The sequence below is a fragment of the Streptomyces sp. NBC_01803 genome (assembly GCF_035917415.1).
Classification (GTDB): Bacteria; Actinomycetota; Actinomycetes; order Streptomycetales; family Streptomycetaceae; genus Streptomyces.
This window is the reverse complement of sequence record NZ_CP109073.1, coordinates 95,368-121,403: the sequence shown is the minus strand read 5'-3', so window position 1 is coordinate 121,403 and position 26,036 is coordinate 95,368. Positions and strand designations below refer to the sequence as shown.

At 70.3% G+C, this 26,036-nt stretch carries 25 protein-coding genes and 5 pseudogenes; 12 read left to right on the top strand and 18 right to left on the bottom strand.

Features of this window, described 5'->3' with window-relative positions; translation table 11 throughout:
* Positions 1–24: 24 nt before the first annotated feature.
* Entirely contained in the window at positions 25–972 is a 948-nt protein-coding gene (locus tag OIE51_RS00620) for a cytochrome c oxidase assembly protein (RefSeq protein ID WP_326594679.1), read from the top strand.
* Between the two features lie 23 nt (positions 973–995).
* Here the strand turns inward: OIE51_RS00620 and OIE51_RS00615 are convergent, their stop codons facing one another.
* Entirely contained in the window at positions 996–1,769 is a 774-nt protein-coding gene (locus OIE51_RS00615; protein ID WP_326594677.1) for a class I SAM-dependent methyltransferase, read from the bottom strand.
* 86 nt (positions 1,770–1,855) lie between these two features.
* Here OIE51_RS00615 and OIE51_RS00610 point away from each other — a divergent pair, with 86 nt between their 5' ends.
* On the top strand, positions 1,856–2,362 hold the full coding sequence (locus tag OIE51_RS00610; RefSeq protein WP_326594675.1) for a winged helix-turn-helix transcriptional regulator: 507 nt from the start codon (positions 1,856–1,858) through the stop codon (positions 2,360–2,362).
* 428 nt (positions 2,363–2,790) lie between these two features.
* On the opposite strand, the gene OIE51_RS00605 is transcribed toward OIE51_RS00610, so the two are convergent.
* Positions 2,791–3,405: a DUF6480 family protein gene (locus OIE51_RS00605; RefSeq protein ID WP_326594673.1), complete on the bottom strand. Its 615-nt coding sequence runs from the start codon at positions 3,403–3,405 to the stop codon at positions 2,791–2,793.
* A 404-nt stretch (positions 3,406–3,809) separates the two neighbouring features.
* Between OIE51_RS00605 and OIE51_RS00600 the strand changes: the two genes are divergently transcribed.
* Positions 3,810–4,082 carry a hypothetical protein gene (locus tag OIE51_RS00600; RefSeq protein WP_326594671.1) on the top strand — a complete coding sequence of 91 codons (273 nt, stop codon included), beginning with the start codon at positions 3,810–3,812 and terminating at the stop codon, positions 4,080–4,082.
* Positions 4,083–4,281: 199 nt separating this feature from the next.
* A complete protein-coding gene (locus OIE51_RS00595) occupies positions 4,282–4,407 on the top strand; it encodes a hypothetical protein (protein ID WP_326594670.1) in 126 nt (41 codons plus the stop codon).
* 185 nt (positions 4,408–4,592) lie between these two features.
* On the opposite strand, the pseudogene OIE51_RS26790 reads toward OIE51_RS00595, so the two are convergent.
* Positions 4,593–4,741 (bottom strand): annotated as a pseudogene (locus OIE51_RS26790) (IS30 family transposase); the annotation flags it as partial.
* Between the two features lie 160 nt (positions 4,742–4,901).
* Between OIE51_RS26790 and OIE51_RS00590 the strand changes: the two are divergent.
* Positions 4,902–5,645: a class I SAM-dependent methyltransferase gene (locus tag OIE51_RS00590; protein ID WP_326594668.1), complete on the top strand. Its 744-nt coding sequence runs from the start codon at positions 4,902–4,904 to the stop codon at positions 5,643–5,645.
* Positions 5,646–6,058: 413 nt separating this feature from the next.
* A complete protein-coding gene (locus OIE51_RS00585) occupies positions 6,059–6,721 on the top strand; it encodes a pyridoxine/pyridoxamine 5'-phosphate oxidase (protein WP_326594666.1) in 663 nt (220 codons plus the stop codon).
* Positions 6,722–7,063: 342 nt separating this feature from the next.
* On the opposite strand, the gene OIE51_RS00580 is transcribed toward OIE51_RS00585, so the two are convergent.
* On the bottom strand, positions 7,064–7,339 hold the full coding sequence (locus OIE51_RS00580) for an ATP-binding protein (protein WP_326594664.1): 276 nt from the start codon (positions 7,337–7,339) through the stop codon (positions 7,064–7,066).
* Positions 7,340–7,546: 207 nt separating this feature from the next.
* Positions 7,547–9,178, bottom strand: coding sequence for a bifunctional NAD(P)/FAD-dependent oxidoreductase/class I SAM-dependent methyltransferase (locus OIE51_RS00575; protein ID WP_326594662.1), 1,632 nt, complete (start codon positions 9,176–9,178; stop codon positions 7,547–7,549).
* 75 nt (positions 9,179–9,253) lie between these two features.
* Between OIE51_RS00575 and OIE51_RS00570 the strand changes: the two genes are divergently transcribed.
* Entirely contained in the window at positions 9,254–9,811 is a 558-nt protein-coding gene (locus tag OIE51_RS00570) for a helix-turn-helix domain-containing protein (RefSeq protein ID WP_326594660.1), read from the top strand.
* 119 nt (positions 9,812–9,930) lie between these two features.
* On the opposite strand, the pseudogene OIE51_RS00565 reads toward OIE51_RS00570, so the two are convergent.
* From OIE51_RS00565 to OIE51_RS26785, 3 pseudogenes are all read right to left on the bottom strand, one after another.
* Positions 9,931–10,142 (bottom strand): annotated as a pseudogene (locus OIE51_RS00565) (GNAT family N-acetyltransferase); the annotation flags it as partial.
* Between the two features lie 5 nt (positions 10,143–10,147).
* Positions 10,148–10,423: pseudogene (locus OIE51_RS00560) on the bottom strand (transposase); the annotation flags it as partial.
* Between the two features lie 351 nt (positions 10,424–10,774).
* Positions 10,775–10,930, bottom strand: a pseudogene (locus tag OIE51_RS26785) (aspartyl/asparaginyl beta-hydroxylase domain-containing protein); the annotation flags it as partial.
* 778 nt (positions 10,931–11,708) lie between these two features.
* Here OIE51_RS26785 and OIE51_RS00555 point away from each other — a divergent pair.
* The gene (locus OIE51_RS00555; RefSeq protein ID WP_326594659.1) at positions 11,709–12,746 is read left to right on the top strand and encodes a LuxR C-terminal-related transcriptional regulator; all 1,038 of its coding nucleotides are present in this window, start codon (positions 11,709–11,711) and stop codon (positions 12,744–12,746) included.
* On the opposite strand, the gene OIE51_RS00550 is transcribed toward OIE51_RS00555, so the two are convergent.
* The 4 genes and pseudogenes from OIE51_RS00550 to OIE51_RS00535 all read right to left on the bottom strand — a co-directional run bounded on the left by OIE51_RS00550 (position 12,644) and on the right by OIE51_RS00535 (position 15,084).
* Positions 12,644–13,090 (bottom strand): helicase associated domain-containing protein, encoded by a 447-nt coding sequence (locus OIE51_RS00550; RefSeq protein WP_326594658.1) that lies wholly within the window; start codon positions 13,088–13,090, stop codon positions 12,644–12,646. The two genes, OIE51_RS00555 and OIE51_RS00550, sit on opposite strands and share 103 nt — an antisense overlap.
* Before the next feature lie 80 nt (positions 13,091–13,170).
* Positions 13,171–13,245: pseudogene (locus OIE51_RS00545) on the bottom strand (hypothetical protein); the annotation flags it as partial.
* A 120-nt stretch (positions 13,246–13,365) separates the two neighbouring features.
* Positions 13,366–14,124 carry a transglycosylase SLT domain-containing protein gene (locus OIE51_RS00540; RefSeq protein ID WP_326594656.1) on the bottom strand — a complete coding sequence of 253 codons (759 nt, stop codon included), beginning with the start codon at positions 14,122–14,124 and terminating at the stop codon, positions 13,366–13,368.
* 792 nt (positions 14,125–14,916) lie between these two features.
* Entirely contained in the window at positions 14,917–15,084 is a 168-nt protein-coding gene (locus OIE51_RS00535; protein WP_326594655.1) for a hypothetical protein, read from the bottom strand.
* Between the two features lie 394 nt (positions 15,085–15,478).
* Between OIE51_RS00535 and OIE51_RS00530 the strand changes: the two genes are divergently transcribed.
* The 3 genes from OIE51_RS00530 to OIE51_RS00520 all read left to right on the top strand — a co-directional run bounded on the left by OIE51_RS00530 (position 15,479) and on the right by OIE51_RS00520 (position 17,774).
* The gene (locus OIE51_RS00530; RefSeq protein WP_326594653.1) at positions 15,479–16,063 is read left to right on the top strand and encodes a DinB family protein; all 585 of its coding nucleotides are present in this window, start codon (positions 15,479–15,481) and stop codon (positions 16,061–16,063) included.
* A 37-nt stretch (positions 16,064–16,100) separates the two neighbouring features.
* A protein-coding gene (locus OIE51_RS00525) for an IS5 family transposase (protein ID WP_326594651.1) occupies positions 16,101–16,918 on the top strand; the annotation gives its coding sequence in 2 pieces (ribosomal slippage) (positions 16,101–16,443 and positions 16,443–16,918; 819 coding nt in all).
* A 56-nt stretch (positions 16,919–16,974) separates the two neighbouring features.
* Positions 16,975–17,774 (top strand): IS5 family transposase gene (locus OIE51_RS00520; RefSeq protein ID WP_326600447.1). Its coding sequence is split into 2 segments (ribosomal slippage): positions 16,975–17,310 and positions 17,313–17,774, totalling 798 coding nucleotides; the frame shifts between segments, so codons are not numbered across the junction.
* Positions 17,775–17,988: 214 nt separating this feature from the next.
* Here the strand turns inward: OIE51_RS00520 and OIE51_RS00515 are convergent.
* The 5 genes from OIE51_RS00515 to OIE51_RS00495 all read right to left on the bottom strand — a co-directional run bounded on the left by OIE51_RS00515 (position 17,989) and on the right by OIE51_RS00495 (position 23,030).
* A complete protein-coding gene (locus OIE51_RS00515; protein WP_326594650.1) occupies positions 17,989–18,471 on the bottom strand; it encodes a nitroreductase family deazaflavin-dependent oxidoreductase in 483 nt (160 codons plus the stop codon).
* A gap of 357 nt (positions 18,472–18,828) precedes the next feature.
* Positions 18,829–19,488, bottom strand: coding sequence for a formylglycine-generating enzyme family protein (locus OIE51_RS00510; protein WP_326594648.1), 660 nt, complete (start codon positions 19,486–19,488; stop codon positions 18,829–18,831).
* A gap of 1,035 nt (positions 19,489–20,523) precedes the next feature.
* Positions 20,524–22,002: an amidase gene (locus OIE51_RS00505; RefSeq protein WP_326594647.1), complete on the bottom strand. Its 1,479-nt coding sequence runs from the start codon at positions 22,000–22,002 to the stop codon at positions 20,524–20,526.
* A 194-nt stretch (positions 22,003–22,196) separates the two neighbouring features.
* Entirely contained in the window at positions 22,197–22,370 is a 174-nt protein-coding gene (locus OIE51_RS00500; RefSeq protein WP_326594646.1) for a hypothetical protein, read from the bottom strand.
* A 105-nt stretch (positions 22,371–22,475) separates the two neighbouring features.
* Positions 22,476–23,030 carry an aldehyde dehydrogenase family protein gene (locus tag OIE51_RS00495; RefSeq protein ID WP_326594644.1) on the bottom strand — a complete coding sequence of 185 codons (555 nt, stop codon included), beginning with the start codon at positions 23,028–23,030 and terminating at the stop codon, positions 22,476–22,478.
* A 527-nt stretch (positions 23,031–23,557) separates the two neighbouring features.
* Here OIE51_RS00495 and OIE51_RS00490 point away from each other — a divergent pair.
* Complete coding sequence (locus OIE51_RS00490; protein ID WP_326594642.1) at positions 23,558–24,004, top strand: PaaI family thioesterase; 447 nt, start codon at positions 23,558–23,560, stop codon at positions 24,002–24,004.
* Between the two features lie 1,037 nt (positions 24,005–25,041).
* Here OIE51_RS00490 and OIE51_RS00485 read toward each other — a convergent pair.
* Positions 25,042–25,992 (bottom strand): GlxA family transcriptional regulator, encoded by a 951-nt coding sequence (locus OIE51_RS00485; protein WP_326594640.1) that lies wholly within the window; start codon positions 25,990–25,992, stop codon positions 25,042–25,044.
* Between the last annotated feature and the right edge of the window lie 44 nt (positions 25,993–26,036).

Genomic DNA, 26,036 nt, shown 5'->3' with positions numbered 1-26,036 from the left:
CGGCACGAATCGGGAGCACACCGGATGGGTCACCACGGTCACGGCGGCACGGACCTGCCGCCCTTCACGCTGGCGCGCGCCCTGGAGTTCAGCCCCGACACCGTCTTCCTGTCCAGCTGCCTCCTCGTCCTCGCCCTCTACGCCTGGGGCGTGGTCCGGCTGCGCCGCCGCGGCGACGCCTGGGGGGTCGGGCGCACCGTGGCGTTCGCGCTCGGCGTCGTCTCCATCGCCGCCGTCACCTGCACCGCGCTGAACGACTACGGCATGGTCCTGTTCAGTGCCCACATGACGCAGCACATGGTCATCAGCATGGTCTCGCCGATCCTGCTCCTGCTCGGCGCCCCCGCGACCCTGCTGCTGCGCGCCCTCCCCCCGGCGGGCCGGGGCCGGCGCGGGCCGCGCGAGCTGGTGGTGGCCGTGCTGCACAGCCGCTACACCCGCGTGGTGACCAGCCCGCTCTTCACGATCCCCCTGTTCGTGGCCAGCCTCTACGGGCTGTACTTCACGCCGCTCTTCGACTTCCTGATGGGCTCCCGGGCCGGGCACGTGGCGATGATGCTGCACTTCCTCGCCGTCGGCCTGGTCTTCTTCTGGCCCATCATGGGCGTCGACCCCGGCCCGCACCGGCCCGGCTACCTGATGCGGATGCTGGAGCTGTTCGCGACCATGCCGTTCCACGCCTTCTTCGGCATCGCGCTGATGATGGGCTCCGAGCCGATGGTCGACACGTTCGCCGCCCCGGCCGCCTCGCTGTCGGTGGACGCCGTGTCGGACCAGTCCGCGGCCGGCGGCATGGCCTGGGCGTTCAGCGAGATCCCGACCGTCGTGGTGCTCATCGCGCTCGTCATCCAGTGGTACATGTCCGAGCAGCGCACCACTCGCCGCCTGGACCGGGTCGCGGACCGCGACGGCGACCGGGAGCTCGTCGCCTACAACGCCTACCTGGCGTCGCTCCAGTCCCGCGGCGGCTGAGACGACCTGTTTCCGGCCTTGGATCAGCCGACGGCCCGCGCGTAGCCGAGGTAGGTGACGACGGGCGGGCCGCCGGGCGTGAGCACCATGTCGACCAGCGGCGGGATCTCCTCATCCGTGATCCGGCCGCGCCGGCGGGCCAGGGTGGCCGTGACAAGACCCCGGACGCTCCGCGGTGTGAACGCGCACACGTCCTCGCCGCGCAGACCGTGCCGCCCCAGCGCCTCGGCCAGCTCGGCCGGTGGGCGCAGCCGTTCCGCCGCGTAACGGCCCGGGGGCATGATGCGGGTCGCGGGGAAGCGCTGGAAGGCGCCGAGGTAGATCAGCCGGGAGACCCAGGTGCGGTTGACCGTGTCGTACAGCAGTAGCCCGCCGGGCGCCAGCACCCGGGCCGCCTCCCGCACCACCCGGTCGAGGTGGGGGGTGATCTCGAAGGTGTCGGCACCGTAGACGAGGTCGAACTCCCCGTCCCCGAAGGGCAGTCGCTCGGGGGAGGCGGTCGCGTGCGCGAGATCCGCCCCGGCCGCCCGGTCGGCCTCCCGGGCCAGCGCGGTCGCGGCCCCGGACGGGTCGACGGCGGTGACCCGCAGCCCGAGCCCCGCCAGCCCGCGCGCCAGGAGGCCGCGCCCGCTCCCGACGACCAGCGTTCGGATCCCGGGCGCGGGCGGCGTCAGCGCGGCCAGGGTGTCCGCGACATACCGCAGCCGCACCGCCTGGAACGTCACGGCCCGGATGTGCCGTCCGTCGACCGTGCCGGGCGCGGCCGAGTCGAGCGCGAGGCGCGGGGGATGAGCCATCGTCGTTCTCCGTCCCACGAAGGATGAGTTCCTTGAGGGAACCTACCATCTGAGTTGCCTCGGGGAACCACGGGTAGGGTCGTGCCATGACCAGGATCCCGCTCACCGACGTGGCCTGCTCCATCGCCCGTGCCACCGACCTGTTCGGCGACGCCTGGACCGCGCTGATCATGCGTGACGTTCTCACCGGCATCACCCGGTTCGAGGACCTCGCCCGCGACCTGGGCATCTCCCGCAAGGTCCTGGCCGCCCGGCTCGCCCGGCTCGTCGAGGAGGACGTCCTCGTCCGCGAGCCCTACCAGCGGCACCCGCCCCGCGACCACTACCGGGCCACTGACAAGGGCAAGGAGCTGTACCCCGTCCTGCTCGCCCTCATGAACTGGGGCGACCGCTGGTACGCCGACCCGGCCGGCCCCCCCGCCCGAGTCCACCACCTCGCCTGCGGCCGGGACACCACCGCCGTCCCCGCCTGCGCCCACTGCGGAGAGCCGCTCACCGTGGACAACACCACCCAGCTCCCCGGCCCCGGCGGCCGGACCGGTCCGGGCACCCACGTCCTCGGCCCCCTCCTCGCCGCCCGCATCCCCGACTGACCCGCACCATGTCGGGCCGGGCCGCCGGGCCGGCGGCCGTCGGCGGCGCGTACCTCCCCGCGGGCGCCACGCCCACGCCCACGCCCGCGTCGGCCCCGCACGCCCGGTGGCCCCGAAGGTCCCGCCTCCCGGTCGTTCTATGGGCGTTTTGCGGCCGGGACCGTCCCCGGCGTTGATGCCGTTGTTCCCCATTTGGCATCCTCAGCTCGGCGGCGGCCACGGCCGCAGCACGAGACGGTCAGTGGTCAGGTCGGAACTGATCAGCGGAAGAGAAGACACGCGACACTCCTGGTGGTCCGAAACGACCTGGGCCGTTCACCACCCTCGCGCGACCCGGGCATGAGCATGCTGATGAGGCGCCTGACGGGCCATAGTCATCAACCTCCCCTGCCGCCGCGGTCGTCGCGGGATCGGACCAAGCCCCCCTGCTAGGTGAGCAGGGCCAAGAGGAAGACCGCCGCCACGACCACCACGATGACCAGAAGGATGACGAGGGGGACCACCACCCACCCTCTGCCGGTGGTGGGCGGCACCACCGGGGGGCCGGCTTCGGACGTGCTTCCCTCGGCCGGCGGTGTCTCCCCCGGCGGCACACCGCCGCCGGGTTCGAGACCGGGGCTGGAGCGGGGGTCCGGGTCGGGACTCGGATGGTTCATGGGCGCCGAGTACCCGCCTCGCCCCGACTTACCACGCGCCACCGGCCCGGCCCGGTAAGGGGTCGGGCCGGACCCCCGGTGCCGCTGGAGGAGGGCACGGGGGCGGCGAGTGCCGCGCCGCGCCCCCGCGCGGGTCGCGGTCAGTACGGTGTTCCCCCTCATGGGCGCCACCTTCGCCACCCAGGCCGCCCGGGTGCCGGCGCGCGGGACCGGCTGGGGCTGTCGGCCGGCGGCCTGGCGGTGGCGTCGGCGGACCTGGGCGTGGGGACGTTCGCCGCGCTTCCGCTGGTGGGAGGGCTGGTGGCCCGGCTGGGCAGCCGGCCCGTGCTCGCCGGCGGCGCCACCGTGGACGTCGGTGGCCTGCTCCTGCTCCCGGCCGCTGCTCACCGCCGTCCTGTCCGCGTTCGCCCGCGGCGACACCCGCGTGGACGTGGCCAGGAACACCCCAAGGCGTGACGGTGGAACGCGCCTGTGGACGGGGGGGTGCGGGGCGCGGCCTGCACGCGGTGTTCACCCTGGGCGGGCTCACGCGGGCTGCCGATACGGCGTGCCGGCGCACGTCACGGCCATCGGCGGGTTCGGCACCACGCCGGGCGGGGGAACGGGACCGGCCTCCCAGGCCCTCGGCGGCATCGCACGGGAGGACCCGTTCGAGGCCGCCGGTCCGGCCGGCGCGCCGCGAGGGCCTGCCCGGACCGGTCAAAGGACGCGGGGGCGGGCCGTTGTCTCACCCGGCCGGGTGAGACAACGGCCGCGCGGCGCCGCGCCCGTCCGGCCTCTCCCGCAGGCTGATGCTGTCGGCGCGCCCGCGCCCCTACGCCCAGGAGACGGCCATGGCCATGGACCTGCTCGCTCACCTCCTCCGGCAGCTCGGCCCGGAGAACCGGCGGTGGCTGGAGAGCCAGCCCCGGGACAAGCAACAGGTCATCGCCGAGCAGTGGCGGGCGACGGAGGGCAGGGGATCCTCCCTCCTCAGCTCGATCGACCTCGCCCCGGACCTGGTGGACGAGGGGGCCTCCGCCAACGCCTTCATTCAGGAGGTGCGCGACACCGAGAACTGGTGACGTCTGCCTCCGACGCCTGCCAGTCGTGTCGTGACGCTCCCCGGGCCCGTGATCGAGGCGGCGATCGCCCAGATCCTCGTCCGGGTGACGACGGGACGTGCGTCGGCGGCCTGATCGCTGTGCGGTCCGGGCGTGCGGTGCCGTTGCCCCGTGCCCCGTGCCCCGTCCCGGGACGGGGGAGCGCTTGTACCGTCGCCGGGTGCTCGCGGGGTCGGCCATCGCGGTCGGCTCGCCGTACAACCTGCCGTTGGCCGTCCAGAAGGCGTTCGAGCGTGTGGGCCCGGCCGCGGAGCCCCGCCCGGTCACGTCGGGCCGCGGCCGGTGAGAGGATCGCCCGCGCCCACACCGGGGCCTGCTACCGGAGGCGACACGGGCACGCGCCCGGTGAGAAGCCCGCACCCGCCCGGCCCGGTCCGAGGTCGCGCTGCCGCCGTCCGGAGCGTCACGACCGGCGGTCGGCCGCAGCCCGCCGCAGCCCGCCGGAGTCGTTGGTGCGGTGCCGTCGCGTCACCGCTTGCCGGTCCGGCGGTTGATGGCGACGATCCGGCATGCTTCCCGGCTGCTCACGCCTGGTCCATGAGCCGGAAGGATTCCTCCCGCTCACGGACCAGCTGCTTGCGTCCCCGCGACGCGCGGATCTTGCGGATCTCGAAGGCCATCGTGTCCCCGGAAGACGGGTGTTGCGATGACCGCTGGAACTCAAGCTGTCCGGTGGGGGTGGCGGGGGGCTTTACGATCTTGGGCAGGGGCACCGGGTCCGCCGTCGCCGGTGTCCCCCGGTGGACAGGATACCGGCGGGCGGCGGGAGAGCAGGACGGTATGACGATGCCCGGCCCGGGCGCGCGGCTGTACGGCGACCTGGCCCGCTGGTGGCCGCTGATCTCGCCGGTCGAGGTGTACGAGGAGGACGCCGGGATCGCCGCCGAGCTGTTCGCGCTGGCCGGGCGTCCCGTGCGGGAGGTGCTGGAACTGGGCAGCGGCGGCGGGCACCTGGCCTCCCACCTGCGGCCGCGGTACACGATGACGCTCGTCGACCTCTCCCCGCAGATGCTCGCCGTCTCCCGTGAACTCAACCCGGGCGTCGAGCACTTGCCGGGCGACATGCGCGACCTGCGGCTGGGCCGCGCGTTCGACGCGGTGCTGGTGCACGACGCCATCGACTACATGACCACGCCACGAGACCTGTCCGCCGCGTTCCGCACGGCCTTCGAGCACTGCCGTCCCGGCGGTGTCGCCGTGTTCTTCCCCGACCACGTCGCCGACACGTTCGAGCCGTTGACCGACTGCGGGGGCAGTGACGCGGACGACGGCGGCGGTGCCCGCTACCTTGAGTGGAGCCTGCCGCCCGAGCCCGGGGCGACCACGGTGCGCACGGAATACACCTTCACCCTCAGGGAGGCCGACGGAACCGTCCGCGCCGCGCACGAGACACACGTCACCGGCCTGTTCCCGGTCGCCGACTGGCAGCGTCTGCTGGGCGCGGCCGGTTTCCGGGTCACCACGGTGCGGGAGAACGGCGGACGCGAACGCACCATGTTCGCCGGCCACCGGCCGGCGCCGTGACCCCCCGCCGGCATCACCGTCCGCACCTCCCGGCGCCGGAACCCGTTCGCGCCGCGGCCGGCAGGCGGGGCGACCCGCCACGGCGCCCGTGGACGCGCGGCTCGCCGTGCCGCCGCTGCGGGAGAAGGGGACACGAAGGCCCTGAGGATCGCCCGTGCCGGGGTGTCGTCGAGCCGGACGGGGATCAGCGTGTCCTTCGCGGCGAGGATCGCCGGCCATTCCTGGTGGTGAACCGTCACCGTTCGACGTATGCCTCGGAGAACAGGGCGAGCATCCGGCTTCGTTCGAGGGCGTGGTAAGCCACCTTGTCGAACGCCCTGAGGCTGCAGCGGCGTGATCAACCTCAGTCAGCTTGTGAACTGAGCACGTTGATAGGTTCAGTTCGGCAGTGATCACGACTGAGGGAGTGGAACGTGACCGGTGCGACCAACCTGCGTCAGACGCTGCGGGACATTGAGGTCTTTGCCGGCGAGCTTCCCGGGTTTGACCCATCGAGGGCGCCGGAAACGCCGTTCGAGCTGTTCACCGAGTGGTTGTTCAAGGCGTTGAGCGCCGGGGTGAAGGAGCCGCATGCCATGACACTGGCCACGGCGGACGCCAGCGGTGACCCGACCGCCCGCGTACTCATCCTCAAAGACGTGAGCCCCGAGGGCTGGCAGTTCGCTTCGGACGCGAGCAGCCTCAAAGGCCGTGACCTCGCCGCCCGCCCCTATGCGGCGCTGACCTTCTACTGGGCACCGCTCGCCCGCCAGGTCCGGGTGCGCGGACCGGTCGTGCGCGAGACCCCGGAACTGTGCGCTGCGGACTTCCTCTCCCGCGGTGCGGGGGCACGGGCGGAAGCCCTGCTCGGTCGGCAATCGCAACCGCTCGCGGACCTGGCCGAGAGGGACACGCAGGTGGAGGCGTCGCTCACGCGGATCAAGAGTGAGCCGGACCTCGTGGCGCCAGGTTGGACGCTTTACTCGTTGCGCCCGGAGTCGGTGGAGTTCTGGCAGGGCGACAAACAGCGTCGCCACACCCGGCTCGTCTACCTGTCTTCACCAGACGGGTGGACCAAGCAGATGCTGTGGCCTTGATGCCGATTCGATCCACGGTTATTGACAATTGTTCCCCGGCAACGAGGCAACGAGCCGTCGGTAAAAAGTGGCTCAGCGCCTCGGCCTCTCTCCACGTCGGTCACGGTGCATGCGTTGGATCGTCGAGTTGGCTTGTCTTCCGGGTAAACACGCGGACTGAGTGACACCAGGACTTCGTTTGTTCCGGGAGAGCCTCTCTCGAACCTGTCAGCCAGTGGGCGCGCTTTGCGGGAGGCCGGCCCGCGAGTAACGGTTCGACGGGTCCCAGGCGTGAGATCGGCTGGGCAGGCGGTCGCCGTAAACGCTGTGGGTGTCGGCGACCAGGTCCGGCCGAGGTCCCGGTCACTGTGCCGGTTTGGACAGGCGTTCGCATTCGGTGGCCTGGTAGCGGTAAGACTCGGTACCGGTCTGGATGAGGGTGCAGCGGAAGGTGATCCGGTCGGCGATGGCCGCGCAGAGCCTGGGATCGGCGAAGATCTTGTCCCACTCGGCGAACGGGGAGTTGGTGGCCACCGCGGTCGCCTTGCACTCCTCGCGCTCGGTGAAAATCTGGAACAGCAGCCGGGCGCCCTTCGCCGTCCAGATGCAGATGTTGGTCGAGGACGGGACGCCGTGCACCCTTTCAGGTGTCGGTTTTCCCGTCCCCGACACCTTGTACCGCTCAGCCGAAACCCGCTCGGAGACCGCCGGATCCAACCGACGGTCATGACGAATCCGCTCAAAAATCCACTCACGCGACCTGTACATCCACGGGCTCCTGAGAGCAATTGTCAAGATCTGTGGATCGCTGAAGTTACGGCCTGAGAACAGATCCGGGCGGCGCGATCAGACTGCTCGTCGAGTTGCGCGCAGCACGACGTCGTCGACGTGGTGGGTGCTGGCCGCGCCGGGGGGCCGCGGCCGGGTCTCGTGGATCTCGACCTGCCAGGTGTCGGGGTCGGCGGTGAGCGCGGCGGAGACCTCGTCGACCCCGACGAACGCCTTCGGGTCGTACATCCGGGTCTGGGTCGCCACGTCCACCGGCTCGCGCAGGGGGGTGAGGTCGTGGTGCACGACCAGGAGCGTGCCGCCGGGGGCGACGGCGTCGAGCAGGCTGCGCAGACCGCGCTGGTCAGGCGTGCGCTTGAACGAGCCGTACTGCAGCGAGACCAGGTCGAAGGTCTCGGTGCCAAAGGGGGCGGGATCGTTGGCGTCGCTGCGCACGAGGTCGACGCTGAGCCCGCGGCGCTCAGCCTCGGAGCGCACCCGGGCGAGCGCGTTGCCGGAGATGTCGGTGGCGGTCACCTTCCAGCCGCGCTCGGCCAGCCAGAGGGCGTCGGCGCCCTCGCCGGCTCCGACGTCGAGCGCCCGGCCCGGGGCCAGGTGGGTGACCTCGTGGACGAGCGTGCCGTTGGGGTTGACGCTCCACGCTCGATCGGGTCCGCCGTAGCGGTGGTCCCAGTCGGCCTCCTCGCCCGAGGGCCGGGCGGTGTCGCGCAGGTCCTCCTCGGCGAGGCTGAAGGCGATCATGGCGGCGACCTGGCTGCCCTGGGCGGCCGACGGCAGTACTTGAAGGCTCGGGTCGGTGACGTTGCCGGCCGCGTAGATCCCGGGTACGGCGGTCTCGCCGCGCGGGTCGACCGCGAGGACGTCGCCGGCGCCGGTCGGGTGCGGGGTGGTGGTGAGCCCGACCCCGGCCAACACGTCAGCGCGGGCATGGAACCGCGAGCCGACCACGACGGCGTCGGCCTCGAGGACGCGACCGTCGCCGATCTCGACCCCGGAAACCTCGCCGCCCGGCCCGGTGAGGACCCGCCTGACCTCGTTGCGCTCGATGATGATGCCGGAGGCAGCTAGGGCGTCGACGACTCCCTCGTCGAGCCCGGTCGGGTCGTGCAGTACGACGGTCAGCCGGTCGGTCAGGTGCCGGAACAGCGGGGTCGGGTGGAGGCCCAGGGGGTGGGTGACGATCTGCACCAGGCGCTGGTCGCGCACCTCGAAGCCGTGGCAGAACGGGCAGTGGACCACGCCTCGACCCCACTGCTCGGCCACGCCGTCGATCGCAGGGATCTCGTCGGACAGGCCGGTCGCGGCGAGGACGCGGCGGGCCACCAGCGCGTGCCCGCCGGTGAGGTCGAGCCGGAACCTGCCGTCGTCGCGACGGTGCATCCCCACGACCCGGCCGGAGAGCACCTCCCCGCCGTACGTGCGCACCTCCTCGCGCCCGACCAAGGTCAGCTCCCCGGGCGTGACCCCCTCGTGCCCCAGGTAGCCGTGCATGTGAGCGGCCGGGGCGTTGCGCGGGGTGCCGTCGTCGACCACGACGACGTTGCGCCGCTGGCGGGAGATCTGCAGGGCAGCGGCGAGACCGGCGGCCGAGCCGCCGATCACGGCGACGTCGCAGTGGCGCTCCAAGGTGGGGTGCTGGGTGTGCTCGGGGTGGGCTGAGTGCTGGCTCTGCACGGGGTGCTCGCTCATGGGTACGACGGTACGGCGCGCGACGTTCTCAGCAAAGGGCCTTGCGCAATTCGCAAGGCGTGCCAGGATGGAGGTGTGAACGGAGTCGCCGATGTCGAGGCCCTGGCGCGGTCGCGCCTGCGCAGCATGCGCACCACCCTGGGGTACTCCCTCGACGAGCTGGCCAAGCGCACCAACCTCAGCCCGTCGACCATCAGTCGCGTCGAGACCGGCAAGCGCACGCTGAGTCTCGACGTGCTCATTCCGCTGGCCAACGCCCTCCAAGTAAGTCTCGACGTGCTCTTCGAGGCGCCCACCGACGACGACGTCGTCATCCGTCCGGTTGCGCACAGCAGCGGCACGCGGACGACGTGGCTGCTGAGCCGTCCGGACGGGCGCACGGTCGCGATGAAGATGCGCCTCGAGCCGTCCGACGCGCCGCCGAGCCAACGGGTGCACCCGGGCCACGACTGGTTCCTCGTGCTCGAGGGGCGCGTGCGACTGTGGCTGGGCGAGCGGCAGATCGACGTCGAGGCGGGAGAGGCGGCGGAGTTCGCGACGATGGTCCCGCACGCGATCACCGCCCCGGACGGTCCGGCCGAGCTGATCATGGTCTTCGACCGCGACGGACAGCGCGCGCACGTGCACCAGTGAGCGCGCACGCGACCCCGGTGCGAGAAGAAACCTGTGCGAAACGACTGGCAGTTCGAACGAAGGACGACCGTTCCCTCATCCGTCGCGGACGTGTGGGCACGCGTGGTGACGCCGGAGCGGCGGATCACCCAGTTCAGCCAGGCCACGGCCGGGTCGGGGGAGCCTGCGGTCATGCGCTGGTAGCGCGACCGCAGGGCCTCGGCAGTGTCCGGGTGCCGCCGATGAAGGTGTGCAGGGCGGGATCGGACAGCACCGGGGCCATCTCCTCGGCGTGCTCGACGTGCAGCGGCAGCAGGTCCAGCCGGCGGGTGCTGATGGTCCGGGCCGTCATGATGCTCACGCCGCGGCCGCCTCGGGGCGCTCGACGAGCTCGCCGTTCTTGAACACTGCGCCGGCTCGGACGAGGGCGACGAGTTGGGGTGCGGTGACCGCCCGCCAACGCTCCTGTGCGGACTCCACGAGCTTGAACACCATCGCCAGGGCCGCGGCCGGGCTGCCCGCACCCCGGGTGACCTTGGTCCGGAGCTTCACCGAACTGAAAGTGGATTCGATCGGATTTGTCGTTCTGAGATGGATCCAGTGCTGGGCGGGGAAGTCGTAGAAGGCCAGCAGGCTCCCCATCCCGTTGCCGAAGCAGTGGCTCCCGTTTCCACTGCCCCACTGGCTCCCGTTCACCCTGTCAAAAACACACGGATAGGGCCGATACGTTTCCCCACCTCGGAAGTGCCTTCGGCTGATGCAAGAACAAGGACCTCGACACTCCTCATTCTCGCTCGCCCCGGAGTCGTCCGACCTGTCGGGGAAGTTCGCAGGGATGTCGACTTCACAGGTGAGCCTTTCCTGCTCGAAGGGTTGCAGCGGTACAGGTTCCCGGGCCAGTAGTACATCGCTCCATGACAGCCGGGCACGGTATTCGTCCGGGAAGAGCCGCATGAGGGGAAGGGTGGGGACGGTGTCCACCACGAGATGTATCCGGCGTTCCTTCCCCCTGTTTTTTGCCCTGTGGAGGCGGTCGAAGTCCGCGTACCAGAGCCGGCCGGCTTCCCAGTGGTACGTCTTTCCATCAAGACAAGCTCGGCGCCGGACTGGGTCACGATCGGGATGTGCAGGCGCAGGAATCCCCAGGGGAAGTTCGTGCGCCCATCACTGTGCTCATGGGTTTCGGCTCCGGCGCCGAGCGCCATGAGGCGCGCGCTGTGCAGCGGGGCGGGAATGGTGGAGAGGACTTCGGCGTGGTAAGGACAGCGGGCCAGAACGGGGGTGTCCAGGTGATCCTCCAGGCCGGCGCCGCCGGGGTCCGTGCGCAGAACATCGCCGGTCGGTCCCCGCAGCGGGATGATCTTCCAGTCGAAGGTGTCCTCGTCACCGAGTCCTCCCTGGTGCACCGGTCGGTTCGGTCGCCAGGCGAGATCGGAGAGGGCTGCCACCTCGGCGGCGAGTCGTGCGGCGTCGAAGCTCAGGGTGAGCGGGACAGCCGGCGGTAGCCGCCGCCAGTCGGCGTCGGCCTCGGGGCTTCGGGCGGGAGCGGACATGACCTGTGCCTTACCTTTCGGAAGTGGGGACTGATTGATGAGGGCGGGGCGGGCTTTCGAGCCCGTTGGTCTCCAGCACGGACGCGGGTACGGGAGTCGTCGGTGCCGGCCGCCGGGCAATCGCGTACGAGAAGGTCTTGAGCTTAGCCATCGTCGTCACCTTTCCGGGTGAAAGCCGTCATTACGCGAACCGGAATGACGTCGTTTAATACAGCTTCAGGATTCACCGGAAGCCGTTGGTGCACTTTGAGATTGCCCAACGCCTGTCCGCCACGTCCAGAGTGATCGACTCGCATCAAGCTGCATGCAGCATCTTCCCTGGGAGGCGAAAGATGGAAAACCACCCCATAGACGGCATAGTGCGAATGAGTGAGCTGGAGATCGAGGTCTTCCGCTTAGGTGCTCACCAAGGAACCATGGAGGTCGGAGCGGTCGCCCGTCAGCTCGGACTGCCGGTGGAGGCGGTGCGTGACGCGACCGACCGGCTCATCGCCAGGCACCTGTTGAGGCCGCGGCCGGGCGCCCCGGAAGGATGGCTGGTGCCCGTCGCCCCCGAGACCGCGGCCGCCGTCGCGCTCACCCCCGTCGAGAGGTCGCTGCGCGCCCAGCTGGCCCAGGTGGAAGAGATACGGGCGGAGTTCACCTCGCTCGGCTCCCTCTACGCCGAGATACAACAGGAACGGCGCCACCACAGTCCGATCGAGGGAGTGCACGGCGAGAAGGCCATCGTGGAGCTGATCGACGACGCGATGATCCACGCCGAAGAAGAAATACTCGTGTGTGACACCAGCCGGGCGGGTTCGGCGGGGTTATTGGAGCGCGCGAACGCGCGCGAGTCGTATGCCATTCGGCGCGGCGTGCAGATGCGCACCCTTTACCAGCACGCCGCACGCCATGAGGGCGCGACCCAGGAATACATCAGGCATCTGGATTCGACGGGCGCTCAGGTCCGCACGCTGCCGGAGGTGTTCGGAAAGCTGGTTCTCGTTGATCAGAGGGTCGCTTTCATCCCCCATGGCGACGACATGGAGGGGGAAGTCGTCATCCGTGATCCCTCCACCGTGAGGTATCTCCGCGTCGTCTTCGAACACTCATGGGCACAGGCGACGCCTCTCAATCCCGGCCACTTCGGCACCCCCGTGATCAGTGCGGAGGCCAAGCAGGCGATCGTCCGCCTGCTCACGGAAGGCATGAAGGACGAGGTGATCGCCCGCCGGCTCGGGATCTCCCTGCGTACGTGCCAGAAACACATCGCGGAGATCATGGATGCCTTCCGGGCCGACAGCCGCTTCCAGCTCGGTTACCTGATCCGCGCGCGGCTGGGAGACGCCCGCAAGCTGTCGAAGACGACCATCGACACGGTCGTCTTCGACGCGGTCTCCGCACCCGGCAAGGACACGTAAGAAGCCACCGGGGCAGGCCGAGACCGAGCGGCGGATCCCTCGCCGATGTGCCGGCAGTCCTCGACGGTGGCGCGGACGGACGCTGAGAGGCCGCGGCACTTACCGCTTACGCGATGACCAGTCGGACAGCCCACCACATGAAAACCCGAGGCTACGTCTATGAGGTCGACGCACGGTTCGTCATCACGGACGTCAACGGGGAGAAGATCGACGGCGAAGTACGCCTTGGCGGCGGCGATGTTCTCCTCCCAGGCCAGGTCCGGTGCGGACCAGACCATGCCGATCTCGTTGAGCAGGTCGACCCGGTCCTTGTCGAGGCGCCCGCCGGCGTACTCGGTGCGCATGTCGCTGATCCAGCGGCCCAGCGGCCCAGCGGCGCCCCCGAGCCCGGCTCGCGGTACGTCATCGGGACCTTCAGGTCCCCGCGTGTCCGGAAGTAGCGTTCCGCGGCGGCGTAGCCGCGCGCCCATGACTCGCGGACGGGGTTGATGACGGACATGCCCACGAACCCGCGGATCGCGCTGGGGTCGCGCTTGGCGGGGAACCTGAGCAGCAGGCCGGCGGGGGCCCGTGGTCACGGGTCGTGCGCTGTGGGTGTCTGAGCGTTGCCGCGTCGGGATCAGTACGCGCTGTCGACGTTGTCCATGGAGCCGTAGCGGTCGGCGGCGTAGTTGCAGGCGGCGGCGATGTTGGCGACGGGGTCGAAGACGTTGTCGCTGGTTCCGGGGACGTGGTACTGGTCGAAGGTGGGGTCGATGACCTGGAGCAGGCCCTTGGAGGGGATGTTCTTGTGGGCGTTGGTGTCCCACATGTTGATCGTCTGGGGGTCGCCGGAGGATTCGCGCATCAGGTTGCGGTGGATGCCCTCGTGGGTGCCGGGGATGTTGTGCTCGTCCATGACCTCCAGCGCCTCGTTGATCCAGCGCTTGATGTCCTCGGCGGAGGCGGGCTCGGGGTCGGGCTGCTCGTCATGGGGGATCGGGACAAGACGACCCTCGTCGTACCGGGCGCCCCGCCCCTGGCCGGTCACCTCGGACGCGTCACTCGCGGTATCGGCGGCGGGCTCGGCGCTCTCCGCACCGTTCCCGGTCTCCTCGGCGCTCTTGTCGTCCTTCGTGTCCTCGGTGTCCTCGCTCCCGGTGGGAGCGGCGGCCGGGGCCTTGCCCAGGGCCTGGCTGCCGGGCGTGAACGCGGTCGGCGAGTGGGTGGCCTCGGCCACGTGGCCGGGCGTCGTGTGCTCCGCGGCGTGCGCCTGGGGCACCAGGGTGAGGGAGGTGGTCACGGCCGCGGCGGAGGCGGCCACCAGCCCGGCCACGCGCACCCGGCGGCGCGGGGTCGCGGTCGGGGCGGTAGTGGTGGTCATCTTCGTGGCGGTCATGGGAGAACCTTCCAGGTAGATTGAGGAGAGTGTGCCGCTGAGGCGCGGCGCCGAGCCTCAGTGTGGGAACTGGCGCGACGTCGGGGCAAAGGTGTGACCTACGATCCGGGGCCGTTGCGGACCGCCCGGTCCCACCCGCCACTCCCGGCCCCCGTATCCCCACGCGCGGTCCCGGCCTACGACCCGGCCTCGTACGTGACCCAGGTCTCATGACCGGCCTCACACCCCACCCTTCCCACCACCACGCAGCGCCTCGGACACCGACGCGCCCCGTCACCACTCCCGCCACCCATTGCATCGGCACGTGTACGCCTGTGTCACGGGCCGGGCCCGCGCACGGACACGGCAGAGGCAGTCGACAACGGGCGCCGCGCAGCCCCCCGCCCGCGCCGAGGCCCGCCCCCGTCGACGTCGACCTCGCCGCCCTGGACGTCACCACCGTGGTCCATGTCATGCGCCACGGCACCTTCCGCCGCTACCACCTGCTCGCCGAGGCCCGCCGCCACCTCGCCCTCACCCTGCGCGGCACGCCCCACCCTGCGGGGCTGGGCGACCGGATCGCCGACACGGCTCTGCGCGACGACAGCCGCCCCCTCCACCCGGCCTCCGGCCCGCCGGAACCGGTCCCCGGCCGTGTGGCCGGCGCGTCCCGGCGGCGGCTCCGCAGCCACTGCGGACGGCACGCTGGGCCGACACCGACACCGACACCGATACCGATACCGATACCGATACCGATACCGACACCGATACCGACAGCCGCCCAGAGCCGTCCCCGACCGGCCGTCCGACGCTTCACGACCAGGCCCGCGCCACCGTCCTGGCGGTCCGCTCCCGCCACCACGCGGCCGTGGCCGCCGCCGCCCTCGTGCCCGGGCCGGAGCAGCTCACGCTGCCGTTCACCGCACCCCTGCGAGCCACCACCGCCACCGCCACGGTCCGGACGAGGAAGCGCCCGCGCACGCACGGCACGCTCCCGTCCCCGTCCCCGTGGCCGCCGGTCCGGCCGGGACCGGCCCGCGTTGAGCCTGGGAGCTGCTCCGCTGGACAGCCGACAGACCAGCCGAGCCGTCCCCGGGGTGAGCGTAGGTGGTGTGGGGATGCGCTGGAGTCCCGCCTGCGGCAGCAGGCGCCTGCCGGACTCCCGGCCGGACGAGCACCCACGCCGCCGGTCTGCGGACAAGGGTCACCGGCTCGCGCGTTTCCTGACTGAGAGGTTGTCTCACGTGGCGAGTTTCGCGAGCTTCTTGCAGCAGGTCGGGGCGGCGGCCATGGCCAGGCCTCGGCTCTGCCAGTCGTTGCGGACCATGTGCGGGATCTTGAGACCACGAGCAAGCCCATGGCAGGCTCATGCCGCATGATCGATGGATTCGCGAAAGACAACCTGCACGGGAGACTGCGGCGGGACCGCAAGGCGCTGCTCTGGAAACTCGACGGCTTGTCCGAATACGACGCCCGCCGACCTTTGACAGCGACCGGGACCAACCTCCTCGGCCTGGTCAAACACGTGGCCAGCGTCGAGGCCAGGTACTTCGGCGAGGTCTTCGACCGCCCTTCCCCGGAACCGCTGCCCCGGTGGCAGGACTCCAACGGCAGCGATCTGTGGGCGACCGAGGACGAGACCCGCGATCAGATCATCGGGTTCTACCGGCGCACGTGGGAACACTCGGACACGACGATCAACGAGCTTCCCCTCGACGCCTCCGGCCACGTGCCGTGGTGGCCGGAGCCTTATGCCGACACGAACCTGTTCGCCGTCATGGTCCATGTCCTCGGCGAGTCCATCCGGCATGCCGGGCACGCCGATATTTTGCGCGAGGGACTCGACGGCCGGACCGGATTGCGCGCCGAACACGAGAAGCAGATCGACGAGGAAGCCCGTGCAGCCTACTGCGCGAAGATCGAGCAGGCCGCCAGGTCGGCCGCACCAATCAAGGCTTAGACCGGGTCCTACATGGTGAGTTGGCCGTTGTTTGGGCATGGGGAGTTCGCGGTGGGGATGGATCGTTCCAGACGGCCTGTGGGAGATCGCGCGGCTTTTGCTGCCGCCGTCGCGGGTGCGCCCGCAGGGTGGCGGGAAGCGGAATACGCCTGATGAGGCGGTGTTCGCGGCGATCGTGTATGTGCTGACCAGTGGGTGCGCCTGGCGGCATCTGCCGCCCTGTTTCGGGATTTCGAAGTCCACCGCGCACCGCCGGTTCCTGATCTGGTCCCGGGCCGGGGTATGGGGCCGGCTGCACCGGGCCGTGCTCGACGAACTCGCCGCCGCGGGCCTTCTCGACCTCTCCTGGATCATTCTCGACACGGCCCATGTACGGGCCAAAAAGGGGGCGATCACACAGGTCCGAGCCCCGTGGACCGGGGTAAGCCGGGTTCCAGGATGCATATCCTGTCCGACCGCACCGGGCTGCCTGTCGTGGTCGCTGTCTCAGGTGGCAACGTCCACGACAGCGAGGGCCTGAAGCCCCTGCTCGCCGGTCTCCAATCGAGACACGACCCCGAACACGGCCGGTACTACCGCCCCGGCAAGATCCACGCCGACAAAGCCTACGACCGCCCCGACCTGCGCAGATGGATGCGAGGTAAACGTCTCGCCGTGCGCATCGCCCGCAAAGGCGTCGAGTCCAGCCAGCGGTTAGGACGCCACAGGTGGGTGATCGAACGGACCATGTCCTGGCTGTCCGGCTACCGCCGCCTCTCCCCACGCTACGAACGCCATCCCCGCAACTACCTGGCCTTTCTCGGACTTGCCGCCACCCTGTGCTGCTACAAACGCCTCCGCCGACTCACCACGTAGGACACGGTCTTACAGGTCATCTCATTTGGCTTGTTCGATAGTCTTCCGCTGTGGGGATCGTGGAGCGGTTGGTGCCGGACGAGTTGTGGGAGTTGTTCCAGCGGGTGGCGCCGGAGGCGCCGACGCGGCCGCAGGGTGGTGGTCGGCGTCGGCACGGTGACCGGGAGGTGCTGGCCGCGATCGTGTTCGTGGCCACGTCGGGGTGCACGTGGCAGCAGTTGCCGTCCGCGTCGTTCGGGCCGTCGGGCGCGACGGCTCACCGGCGTTTCGCCGAATGGACGAAGGCCCGGGTGTGGGCCAAGCTGCACCGCCTGGTCCTGGACGAGCTGGGAGCCCGCGGCGAGCTGGACTGGTCCCGCTGTGCGATCGACTCGGTGAACATGCGGGCGGTGAAAAGGGGGACCTGACAGGTCCGAATCCTGTGGACCGGGGCAAGTACGGGTCGAAGGTCCACCTGATCACCGACCGGAACGGTCTGCCCCTGTCCGTCGGCATCTCGGGCGCCAACGTGCACGACAGCCAGGCCCTGATCCCCCTGGTGAAGGGCATACCGCCCATCCGCTCCCGCCGGGGACCCAGGCGGCGACGGCCGGCCAAGCTCCACGCCGACAAGGGCTACGACTATGCGCACCTGCGGCGATGGCTAGCCGGACGGGGTATCCGGCACCGCATCGCCCGCAAGGGCGTCGAGACCCCACAACGACTGGGCCGCCACCGCTGGACCATCGAACGCACCATCGCCTGGCTCACCGGCTGCCGCCGACTCCACCGCCGCTACGAACGCAAAGCCGACCACTTCCTGGCCTTCACGAGCATCGCCTGCACCCTCATCTGCTACCGCAGACTCACCAAATGAGATGGCCTGTTAGTGGTCCGGTCCGGAAGTCCTTCGGGGTTGACGGCGGAGGCAGGGGTGTTGTCCCGTCTCACGAGACCTCGCCTCTGTCTCACCTGACCTTGTTCGGTTCGCATTCCGGGAACAAGGTCAGGTGAGCCTGTCCAGGCCGGCGCCGGGCTCCTGTCCCCAGCCGCGCGGCGCCTTGCCGGGCCGGGCGAGTGGGGTGCGAAGCTCAGTTTCTCGTCGGCGCCGGGGCCTTCGCCGGCCCGGCCAGGTGCTCGGGTTCGAGTACGAAGACCGGGATCACGCGGTGGGTCTTCTCCTGGTATTCGGCGTACGGCGGATACGCGGCGACCGCGCGCTGCCACCACTGGGCCTTCTCGTCCCCGGTGAGCTCACGGGCCATCATGCTCTGGCGTTCGGGGCCGTCCTGGAGATCCACCTGCGGATCGGCCTTGAGGTTGAAGTACCAGACCGGGTGGCGCGGGAAGCCGGCCTTCGAGGCCACCGCCGCGTACCGCCCCTCGTGCTCCACGCGCATCAGCGGAATCTTGCGGATCCTGCCGCTCTTCGCGCCGCGCATCGTGACAATGATGACCGGCAGGCCCGTGTCCCAGAGCGTTGTGCCCTGTATGCCACCCGAACTCTCATACAACTCGACCTGTTCGCGCACCCACTGCGCCGGACTCGGCTCGTACTCGCCCTCAAGAGGCATCGCATTCACCCCAGTGTCGTGTACGGATTACGTCGGGACAGTCCAACACAAGCCTCGCGCGAAGGGGAGACCGCCGTTCCCGCTCTGCCGACAACCAACGCAAGGTCGTCTCACCCAACGACTTCACCGACCTCGCCCAGGTCAGGGACCGGCTCCGAACATTCGAAGACCGCTACAACGCCACGGCACAGCCGTTCCAGTGGCAGTTCACCACCTCCGACCTGGACGATCCACTGGCCAGACTCGACCGGCACACCGCCGATCACCAGGAAGAATCCTCCGCCGAGCCCGCTACATGATCAACCCCCGAAGGACTTACGAACTCGATCAGTAACTGACCGTTTCAGAATGAGGCTGTCACGGCCGAGGCAGTGGTGTGGAGCGCGCAATGCGGAATCCCACGTCGTCGATCCGGAAGGTCGGGTGGCTGCGCCGCCGCACCGACGCTCGGCAGCTCCAGTGCTCGTCGGCCCATCCACCGCCACGGAGCACCCGATAGGTGCCATACACCTCGGCGTCGTAGACGTCCCAGCACCAGTCCCACACATTGCCCAGCATGTCGTACAGGCCCCATGCGTTGGGCTGCTTGCTGCCCACAGAATGGATCCGCCCATCCGAGTTGCCCTGGTACCAGGCGACCTCGTCGAGCTGGCCGTACCGCGGGCCTGTAGTACCCGCACGACAGGCGTGCTCCCATTCGGCCTCGGTCGGCAACCGGTACCCGTCTGCGGAGGTGTCCCATTCGGCCGTCTCGGCGTCGGCGCGCAGGTGATACGCGGGCGTCAGCCCCTCGCCACGGGACAAGACGTTACAGAACTGGACTGCGTCCCACCACGAAACACCCTCAACCGGCAGCCGCTCGCCTTGGGCGCTGCTCGGCCGCCGGCCGGTGACTTGTGCGTACCGCGACTGCGTGACCGGGAACGCCGACATCTGAAACGGCGCGACCTCGACCGGCCAACTGCTCTGCGTCCGCCGGTCCGACAGCGTCACCCGTCCCAGCGGGACGGCAACCATCTCGCTTCCTGCCCCCGCGTCCACAACAGGCCACCCTACCGGCGCCTTCCCACGGCTCTAACGATCTTTCTGAAGGAATCTGAGGAGGCGGCGGAGGCAGATGATGCTGCAGGCCAGTTCCAGCAGAGCTTGGTGGAGGTCCGCTCTGCGTTCGTAGCGGACGCGGAGTCGTTTGAGTTGGTGGAGCCAGGCGGTTGGGTCGGCCGCGCGGGGAGGTCCCTGCCGAGGCAGCCCCTTTTCCGCGCGGCCTCCCGCCGAACCGGACGTGATGGTTTCCCGATCATCCGGCTCTCCAGTGACTACCGCGTGAGTGATTCAGCCGTTCGTGCGACATGAATACGGTCATGGCAGTTGACACAGGCCACAACTATCTTGCGGCGGTGGACGGCTTTCCCGTCCTCCCTGGCCGGTCGTTACTCCGGCGACTACTACGGGGCCTCCGTCGCCATAGGACTCTCATCCCGTAGGCGATCCCACGTTCGTCCCTGTCTGTACGTTCTGGCGCGACGTAGGCGTCCCACTCATCTCCTTGAATGTCCTCGCTGGACATCGCTCCGCACCCCGGAGGTGCACCACCGCAACCAAGCGAAGGCGGTGCAGAGTGCGGCGCCGGTTTCGGATGTCTTTCCGACGGATGGGAACTTGCATCTTCTGGAGATCGGGCTTCAACAATACAGTCTTCGCCATATCGCGCGGGCCACCCAGCCACCGTCCCTGACATCTGGACCCGGTTACTGGTTTACTGACATGCTCTTGTCCCCTTCACCTTTCAGATCGAGGTAAGTCATCTGGCCAGAGACCTCCTTCCGAGTTCCTCCCGGCTGAACCGGGGATACAAACAGGGCGCCTCGTGGCGCACAGGGTGCGTTCGACGACCCAGCGGCGGGGCAGGACGACGAACCCGGAGGTGTCGCGAGGGCGCCCGTCGCACCATCGAACGGGACGACGGGCAGGTGGCGGGGGACGACCGCGATCACCGCAGTGGTTTCGGCATCGGCATCGGCATCGGCCTCGCCGTGTCGCCTGAGCGCCTGCTCACGCCGGGGGCGAGGTGAGCCCGGGGGGCGGGGCGAAGCCGCCCAGGAGGCGGGTCAGGCGGCTGGCCAGGTCGATCACCGTGCGGTCCTCCAGGTAGGGGCCGATGATCTGGATGCCGACGGGCAGCCCGTCGCGGGTGCGCCCTGCCGGCACCGCCGCCGCCGGCAGATGCGCCACGGCGGCCAGGCCGGCCCACACTGTCTGGTCCCAGTAGGGCCGGGTCTGGCCGTTGACGGTGATGGTCCGCGCACCAGGATCCGGTCGGTGGTCGTGCGGGATCGCTGCCGTCGGCGCGACGGGACAGAGCAGGACGTCGTGGGACCGGAAGTACTCCTCCCAGCCGCGACGGAGCCGCTCCCGCCGCTCGTGGGCCATGTGCCACTCCCTCAGGCGCTGCGTGGTGCCGCGCAGCAGGCGCGCCCGCGCGGAGTCGTCCCCAGGAGTCAGCTGTTCCGCCGCGGCGCAGGCGCCAGCGAAGGCGTCGTCTGCCCAGCCGGTGCTCGTGGTGCCGAACATCAGCTGTTGGAACAGTTGGTCGTTCCCCGCCAGGTCGACCGGCGGCGGCTCCTCGCTCACCTTGGCCCCGGCTGCCCGGAGCTGGTCGACTGCGGCGGTCAGCACATCGCCGACGGCGGAGTCGACCGGACAGTGCGGGTCGTCCAGGAGGACTCCGACGCGATAGCTGGACAGCGCGTCGTGACGCGGCTCTGGCAGGTGGAGCCGCCAGCCCGCCGCACGGGAGCGCGCGGGGGCGGTGAGGACGTCCAGAGCCAGTGCCAGATCCTCGGGGGCCCGGCACAACGGCCCGACGCTGACCATGTCACTGCTCGTCAGCCACCCCGGTGGCCGTGGGATGTGGCCCCGCGTGGGCGTGATGCCGTGGGTGGGGCGCAGCCCGAGTACACCGCAGTAGTGCGCGGGCAGGCGCAGCGACCCGGCCAGGTCGCTGCCGATCTCCAGGGCCGTGAGCCCGGCCGCGACGGCCGCCGCCGCGCCGCCCGAGGAGCCGCCGGCCGTGCGGGTGATCCGCCACGGATTGCCCGTGGTGCCGAACACCTCGTTGTGGGTCTGCACATCACGCGCGTATGCGGGCACGTTGGTCTTGCCGAAGATCACGGCTCCGGCGGCCCGCAGCGCGGCGACCGCGTCGGCATCCTGGTCCGGGACATGCGCGGACAGGGTCTCGGCACCGGCGGTGGTGCGCAGGCCTTCGACCTCGAACGTGTCCTTGACGGTCATCGGAAGCCCGTGCAGCGGCCCAAGAAATCGCCCGCGCACCGTGAGCGCGTCCGCCTCCGCCGCCTCGCGGAGGGCACGCTCCGGGTCGACGGTCACGACCGCGTTGATCCCGGAATCGACCCGATCCCGGCGGGCCAGGAACAGTTTGAGCAACTCAACGCTGGACACCTTCCGTTGCCGCAGCATCCGCACGACCTCGGTGGCGGACCTGAACCAGACGTCGTCACCGCTCCCCATCAGAACCCCTTTCCACACCCGTACCGACAAGGCTTCGGCCACAATGCCGCAGATCGCGTAAGCGTGCCCGCTGATGGCCGGAGATGCTCGATCGCACGATCGACACCCCGCGTCCGGGCGGCTCCGTCCCCTGCCGACAGGCAATGAAGGGGCAGGAAGCCGGTCGGCTTCCTGCCCCGAAGGCTTTTTGGGGGTCAGGAGGTGGGGCGAGGACGGTCGTCGAGGACGATGGTGGTGACGTCGCTGTCGTCGGCGCGCAGGTGAGTGGCGCCAGCGGTGGCGTGGCGGGCACGTTGGTAGACGGTGGTGGCCAGGGCCCATGTGGTGAGATCACCGGAGGACAGCTCCGGGTCGGCCAAGTCGCGCATCGTGTTGAGCACCCTCTCTGTCAGCCTTTGGTGAGACGCCCCGCTTCGGCGGGTTAGCCTGAGATCAACGACCCGGCCAAGCGCCGCGAACCCACACCACAAATCTCATAGCGTCACGACCGTCTCACTGGACTTGAAATCTTCCGCCACACCGTCCGGCTGCCGTCGGACGATCAGCCGTCGACCGGCATGCCGGAACTCGCTGTGCATCTGCCCCCGGTACCACCCCAGGCTCTCCTCGCTGTAGATCTGGAGGAGGCAGCTCAGCTCCCAGCGGGCCAGCTTGGCCGGGTGTGCCTCGGCGGTCAGCATGTCGATGAACTCATCCTCCCGGCAGACCAGTTCCTCCCGGAACCGGGTACCGAGCCGCATCCGGTGGTCCAGCGACAGCGCCGCCCACCCCGGCGCGGCGGCAGCCGCCGACTCACTGGCCAGATCGAGCATGTCGCCGCCGGCGATCGCGCACCGACCGACCACGTAGGGATGGTTGGCCTCGGGAGAATCGGGCTGCCGTTCGAGCGAGCGCTTGAGCGAGACGCTGGTGAATACGTCCTCCAGGAGCGCGCCCGCTGATGGTGTAGACCCAGCCGTCGCCGTCCACGTCCTTCCCGGCGATGTAGAGCGGGTAACTGCGTCGCGGGGTGCTTCCGGGGGCGGCATCGGGTGTGATCTTCAGCGCCGCGTCGGAGGGGTCAGAGTGCGCGAGCGGGCTGCCCTCACTGGTTCCGTCGAGCAGCATGATGAGCCTTTCGAAGAGGGTCCGGTGACTTTCCGGCGCGGCGCGCCCGATGAGATCGGCCTCGACCACGCTGGGATGCGCGCACGGGTCGCCGCGGGGACATGCGTCGCCCTACCGACGCGGCCGGCCGTCCGCCGAATCGCACCGATCGTTGCAAGAGCCCCTGACTTGTCACTGACACCCAACTGATGCTCGGTCCTTCCGGTGCCGCGCGAGCGCGCACGCACCGCGCTGACCTGGTCCGCGGTGCCCCTGCGGAGCTCCGGCACGTGTCGCCCGGGGCACGGGCGCGCTCCGGGCGACGGCGGGGGGGCGCGCGGATGTTCCCCGGAAGGCATCCGCAGGCCCGGGGCGGCGATGCGGTTCACGGGATTCCGGCGGCCTTCCGGGCGGGGGGTAGGGTCCTTCCCGTCCATCCACCGGCACTGCCGCGCGAGAGGTGTTCCCGATGTCCGACCCGAACGTCCCTGCCTCCTCCCCGCCCGACTTGGCCGCCCGTCTGCTGGCCGAGATGCCGTACGCGGTCGAGTCGGGGGTGGTTCTGACCGAGACCCGGCCGGAGGTCGCGCGGGGCCGGCTCGACTGGTCCGCCGGGCGCTGCACGGCCGGCGGCATGCTGCACGGGGGAGTGCTGATGACGCTCGCCGACACCGTCGGGGCGGTTTGCGGCTACCTCAATCTGCCGAAGGGCGCCGGCACCGCCACGATCGAATCGAAGACCAACTTCTTCCGAGGGGTGGGACAGGGCACGGTGCGGGCGGTAGCCCGGCCGTTGCACGTCGGCGGCACGCTCATCGTCGTCCAGACCGATGTCTACGACGATCGCGAGCGCCGGGTCAGCCAGACCACGCAGACCCAGGCCGTCATCGCGCCACGTCCCCCGGCGGCGGCGTGAAACCCTGCGGTCCGGCCGGGCCCGGTCGATTACCCCAGCGGTAATCGACCGCTCGGGACGGGTGCGGCACGCTGTGGAAGCGGCAGGGCGAGGCGGATCCAGTGCCCCCGGCATGCTCTGCCCCCGTCGCGTCGGGGGCAGACATCGCCGGTCAATGCACGGGTACGCCGTCGTCCGGCCGCGCTTCCGTCCGACGAGGCGGGCGGCGCATGCCGCAACCGCGCCGCGCGTCCGCTGTCGCGCCGGCACGACAGCGGACGCGACCGACCACCTCGCTCTTCCAGCCGCCGACCCCGCTTCGCGCCCTCGGCCCCCGTTCTGCCAGCGCCCACAACACGAGGCCACAGGTAGCTTCTGGCTTCTGACGGTCCCTCAGGCACTCTCCGACGGGGGAGGTCGTTTCGCACTCGGAGGCGCCCAGTGGGCCGTACAGCGACTCCGCGGCCGGCAGCCGTTCCGTGCGCGCCTCGGCCAGACCGCTGGGGGCGGGAGGAGGCTATGGAGACTGAGCGGATGCTCGAGCGTAGCCCGCTGGGCACCGGCCCCCGCCGCTCCACTCCCCTGGCGCAGCCCTCAGCCGCGCGCCGGGCCTGCCTCGTCACCGAGTTGGCTGAGACGCCCATTGAGGCCGCTGAGGCGCCAGGCACCACCGTGCGGACCGCAGCCGCTCCCGGCTGACGCCGCTTAGGCCCCGGCGCCGAGGCCACCGGGCGCTGATCGGCCGTCACCAGCCCCGCGTGGGTGCCCCAGGGCCACTCACCCGTGTGGCCCACCCTGCTGCTCAGCGCCTGACCACCCTCGGCATCACCCCGGCCCAGGCGCCGACCACCCGGGCCGCGCCGATCGGAACGGGCGGGGTCACCTTGCGTCTACGGAATCAACCCCGGAGGGCCCCGAAGCGGTTGGGGTGGCGCACGAAGCCGCAGCGGCGTGGTCGGCATGACACGTAATGAGATCCGGCCGCTGGCTACTGCTCTCGTTGCGCCGCCCGCGCTCCGCCCGCTTTCCCGCGTGTACATGAACGCCCAGCTGTGCCATCAGGTTTCGCCGAAGGTCCGCCGGTAAGCGCCGGGTGTGGTGCCGAGATGCGTCCGGAAACGGCGACGCAGGTTGACCGCCGAGGCGAGTCCGACCCGGGTGGCGACGGCTTCCACCGGAAGGTCGGTCTGTTCCAGCAGTATCCGTGCCGCGTCGAGGCGCTGGGCGAGCAGCCACTGTCCCGGGCTGGTGCCGAGTTGTTCGGTGAACCGCCGGGCGAGGGTTCGACTGGACAGACCGGCGCGTTCGGCGAGGTGATCGAGGGTCAGTCTGGTGTCGAGGTGGGAGGTGGCCCACTCCAGCAGCGGCGCCAACGACTCGTCCGCCCTGGCCGGTGCGGGCTGCGCGGCGTACTGGAGCTGGCTGCCCTCCCGGTGCGGCGGCAGGACCATGCGCCGGGCGATCCCGGCGGCGTACGCCGCACCGTGCTCGGAACGCACCAGGTGCAGGCACAGGTCGATGCCCGCGCCGGTCCCGGCACTGGTCGCCACGTCGCCGTGGTCCACGAAGAGCACGTCCGGATCCACGTGTACCTCGGGGAAGGCGGCGGCGAACCGGGCGGCGCTGCGCCAGTGGGTGGTGGCGCGGCGGCCGTCGAGCAGTCCGGTCTGGGCGAGGACGAACGCCCCCGTGCAGATCGCGACGATCCTCGCCCCGCGCCGGTGGGCGCCTCGCAGCGCCTCGGCGACGTCCGGCGACACGGGCGCGTCGGGCGGCTGCCGGCCGGGGACGACCACGGTGTCCGCCTCCCGCAGGGCGGACAGCCCCGCCTCGACGAGCATCGTGTAGCCGGCGCCGGTCGGCAGGAGTCCGGGACGCTCGGCGCAGACCCGGAAGCTGTAGCGGGGCGGCGCGTCTGGCGGGGCGATACCGAAGACCTCGGAGGCACAGGCCAGCTCGAAGGGCGACTGCGGCGGGGTGAGCAGGGCCACCACACGATGAAGCGACATGGCGAGAATGTACCCGAGGGTGTCATTCCAGACTCTCGGCCGGG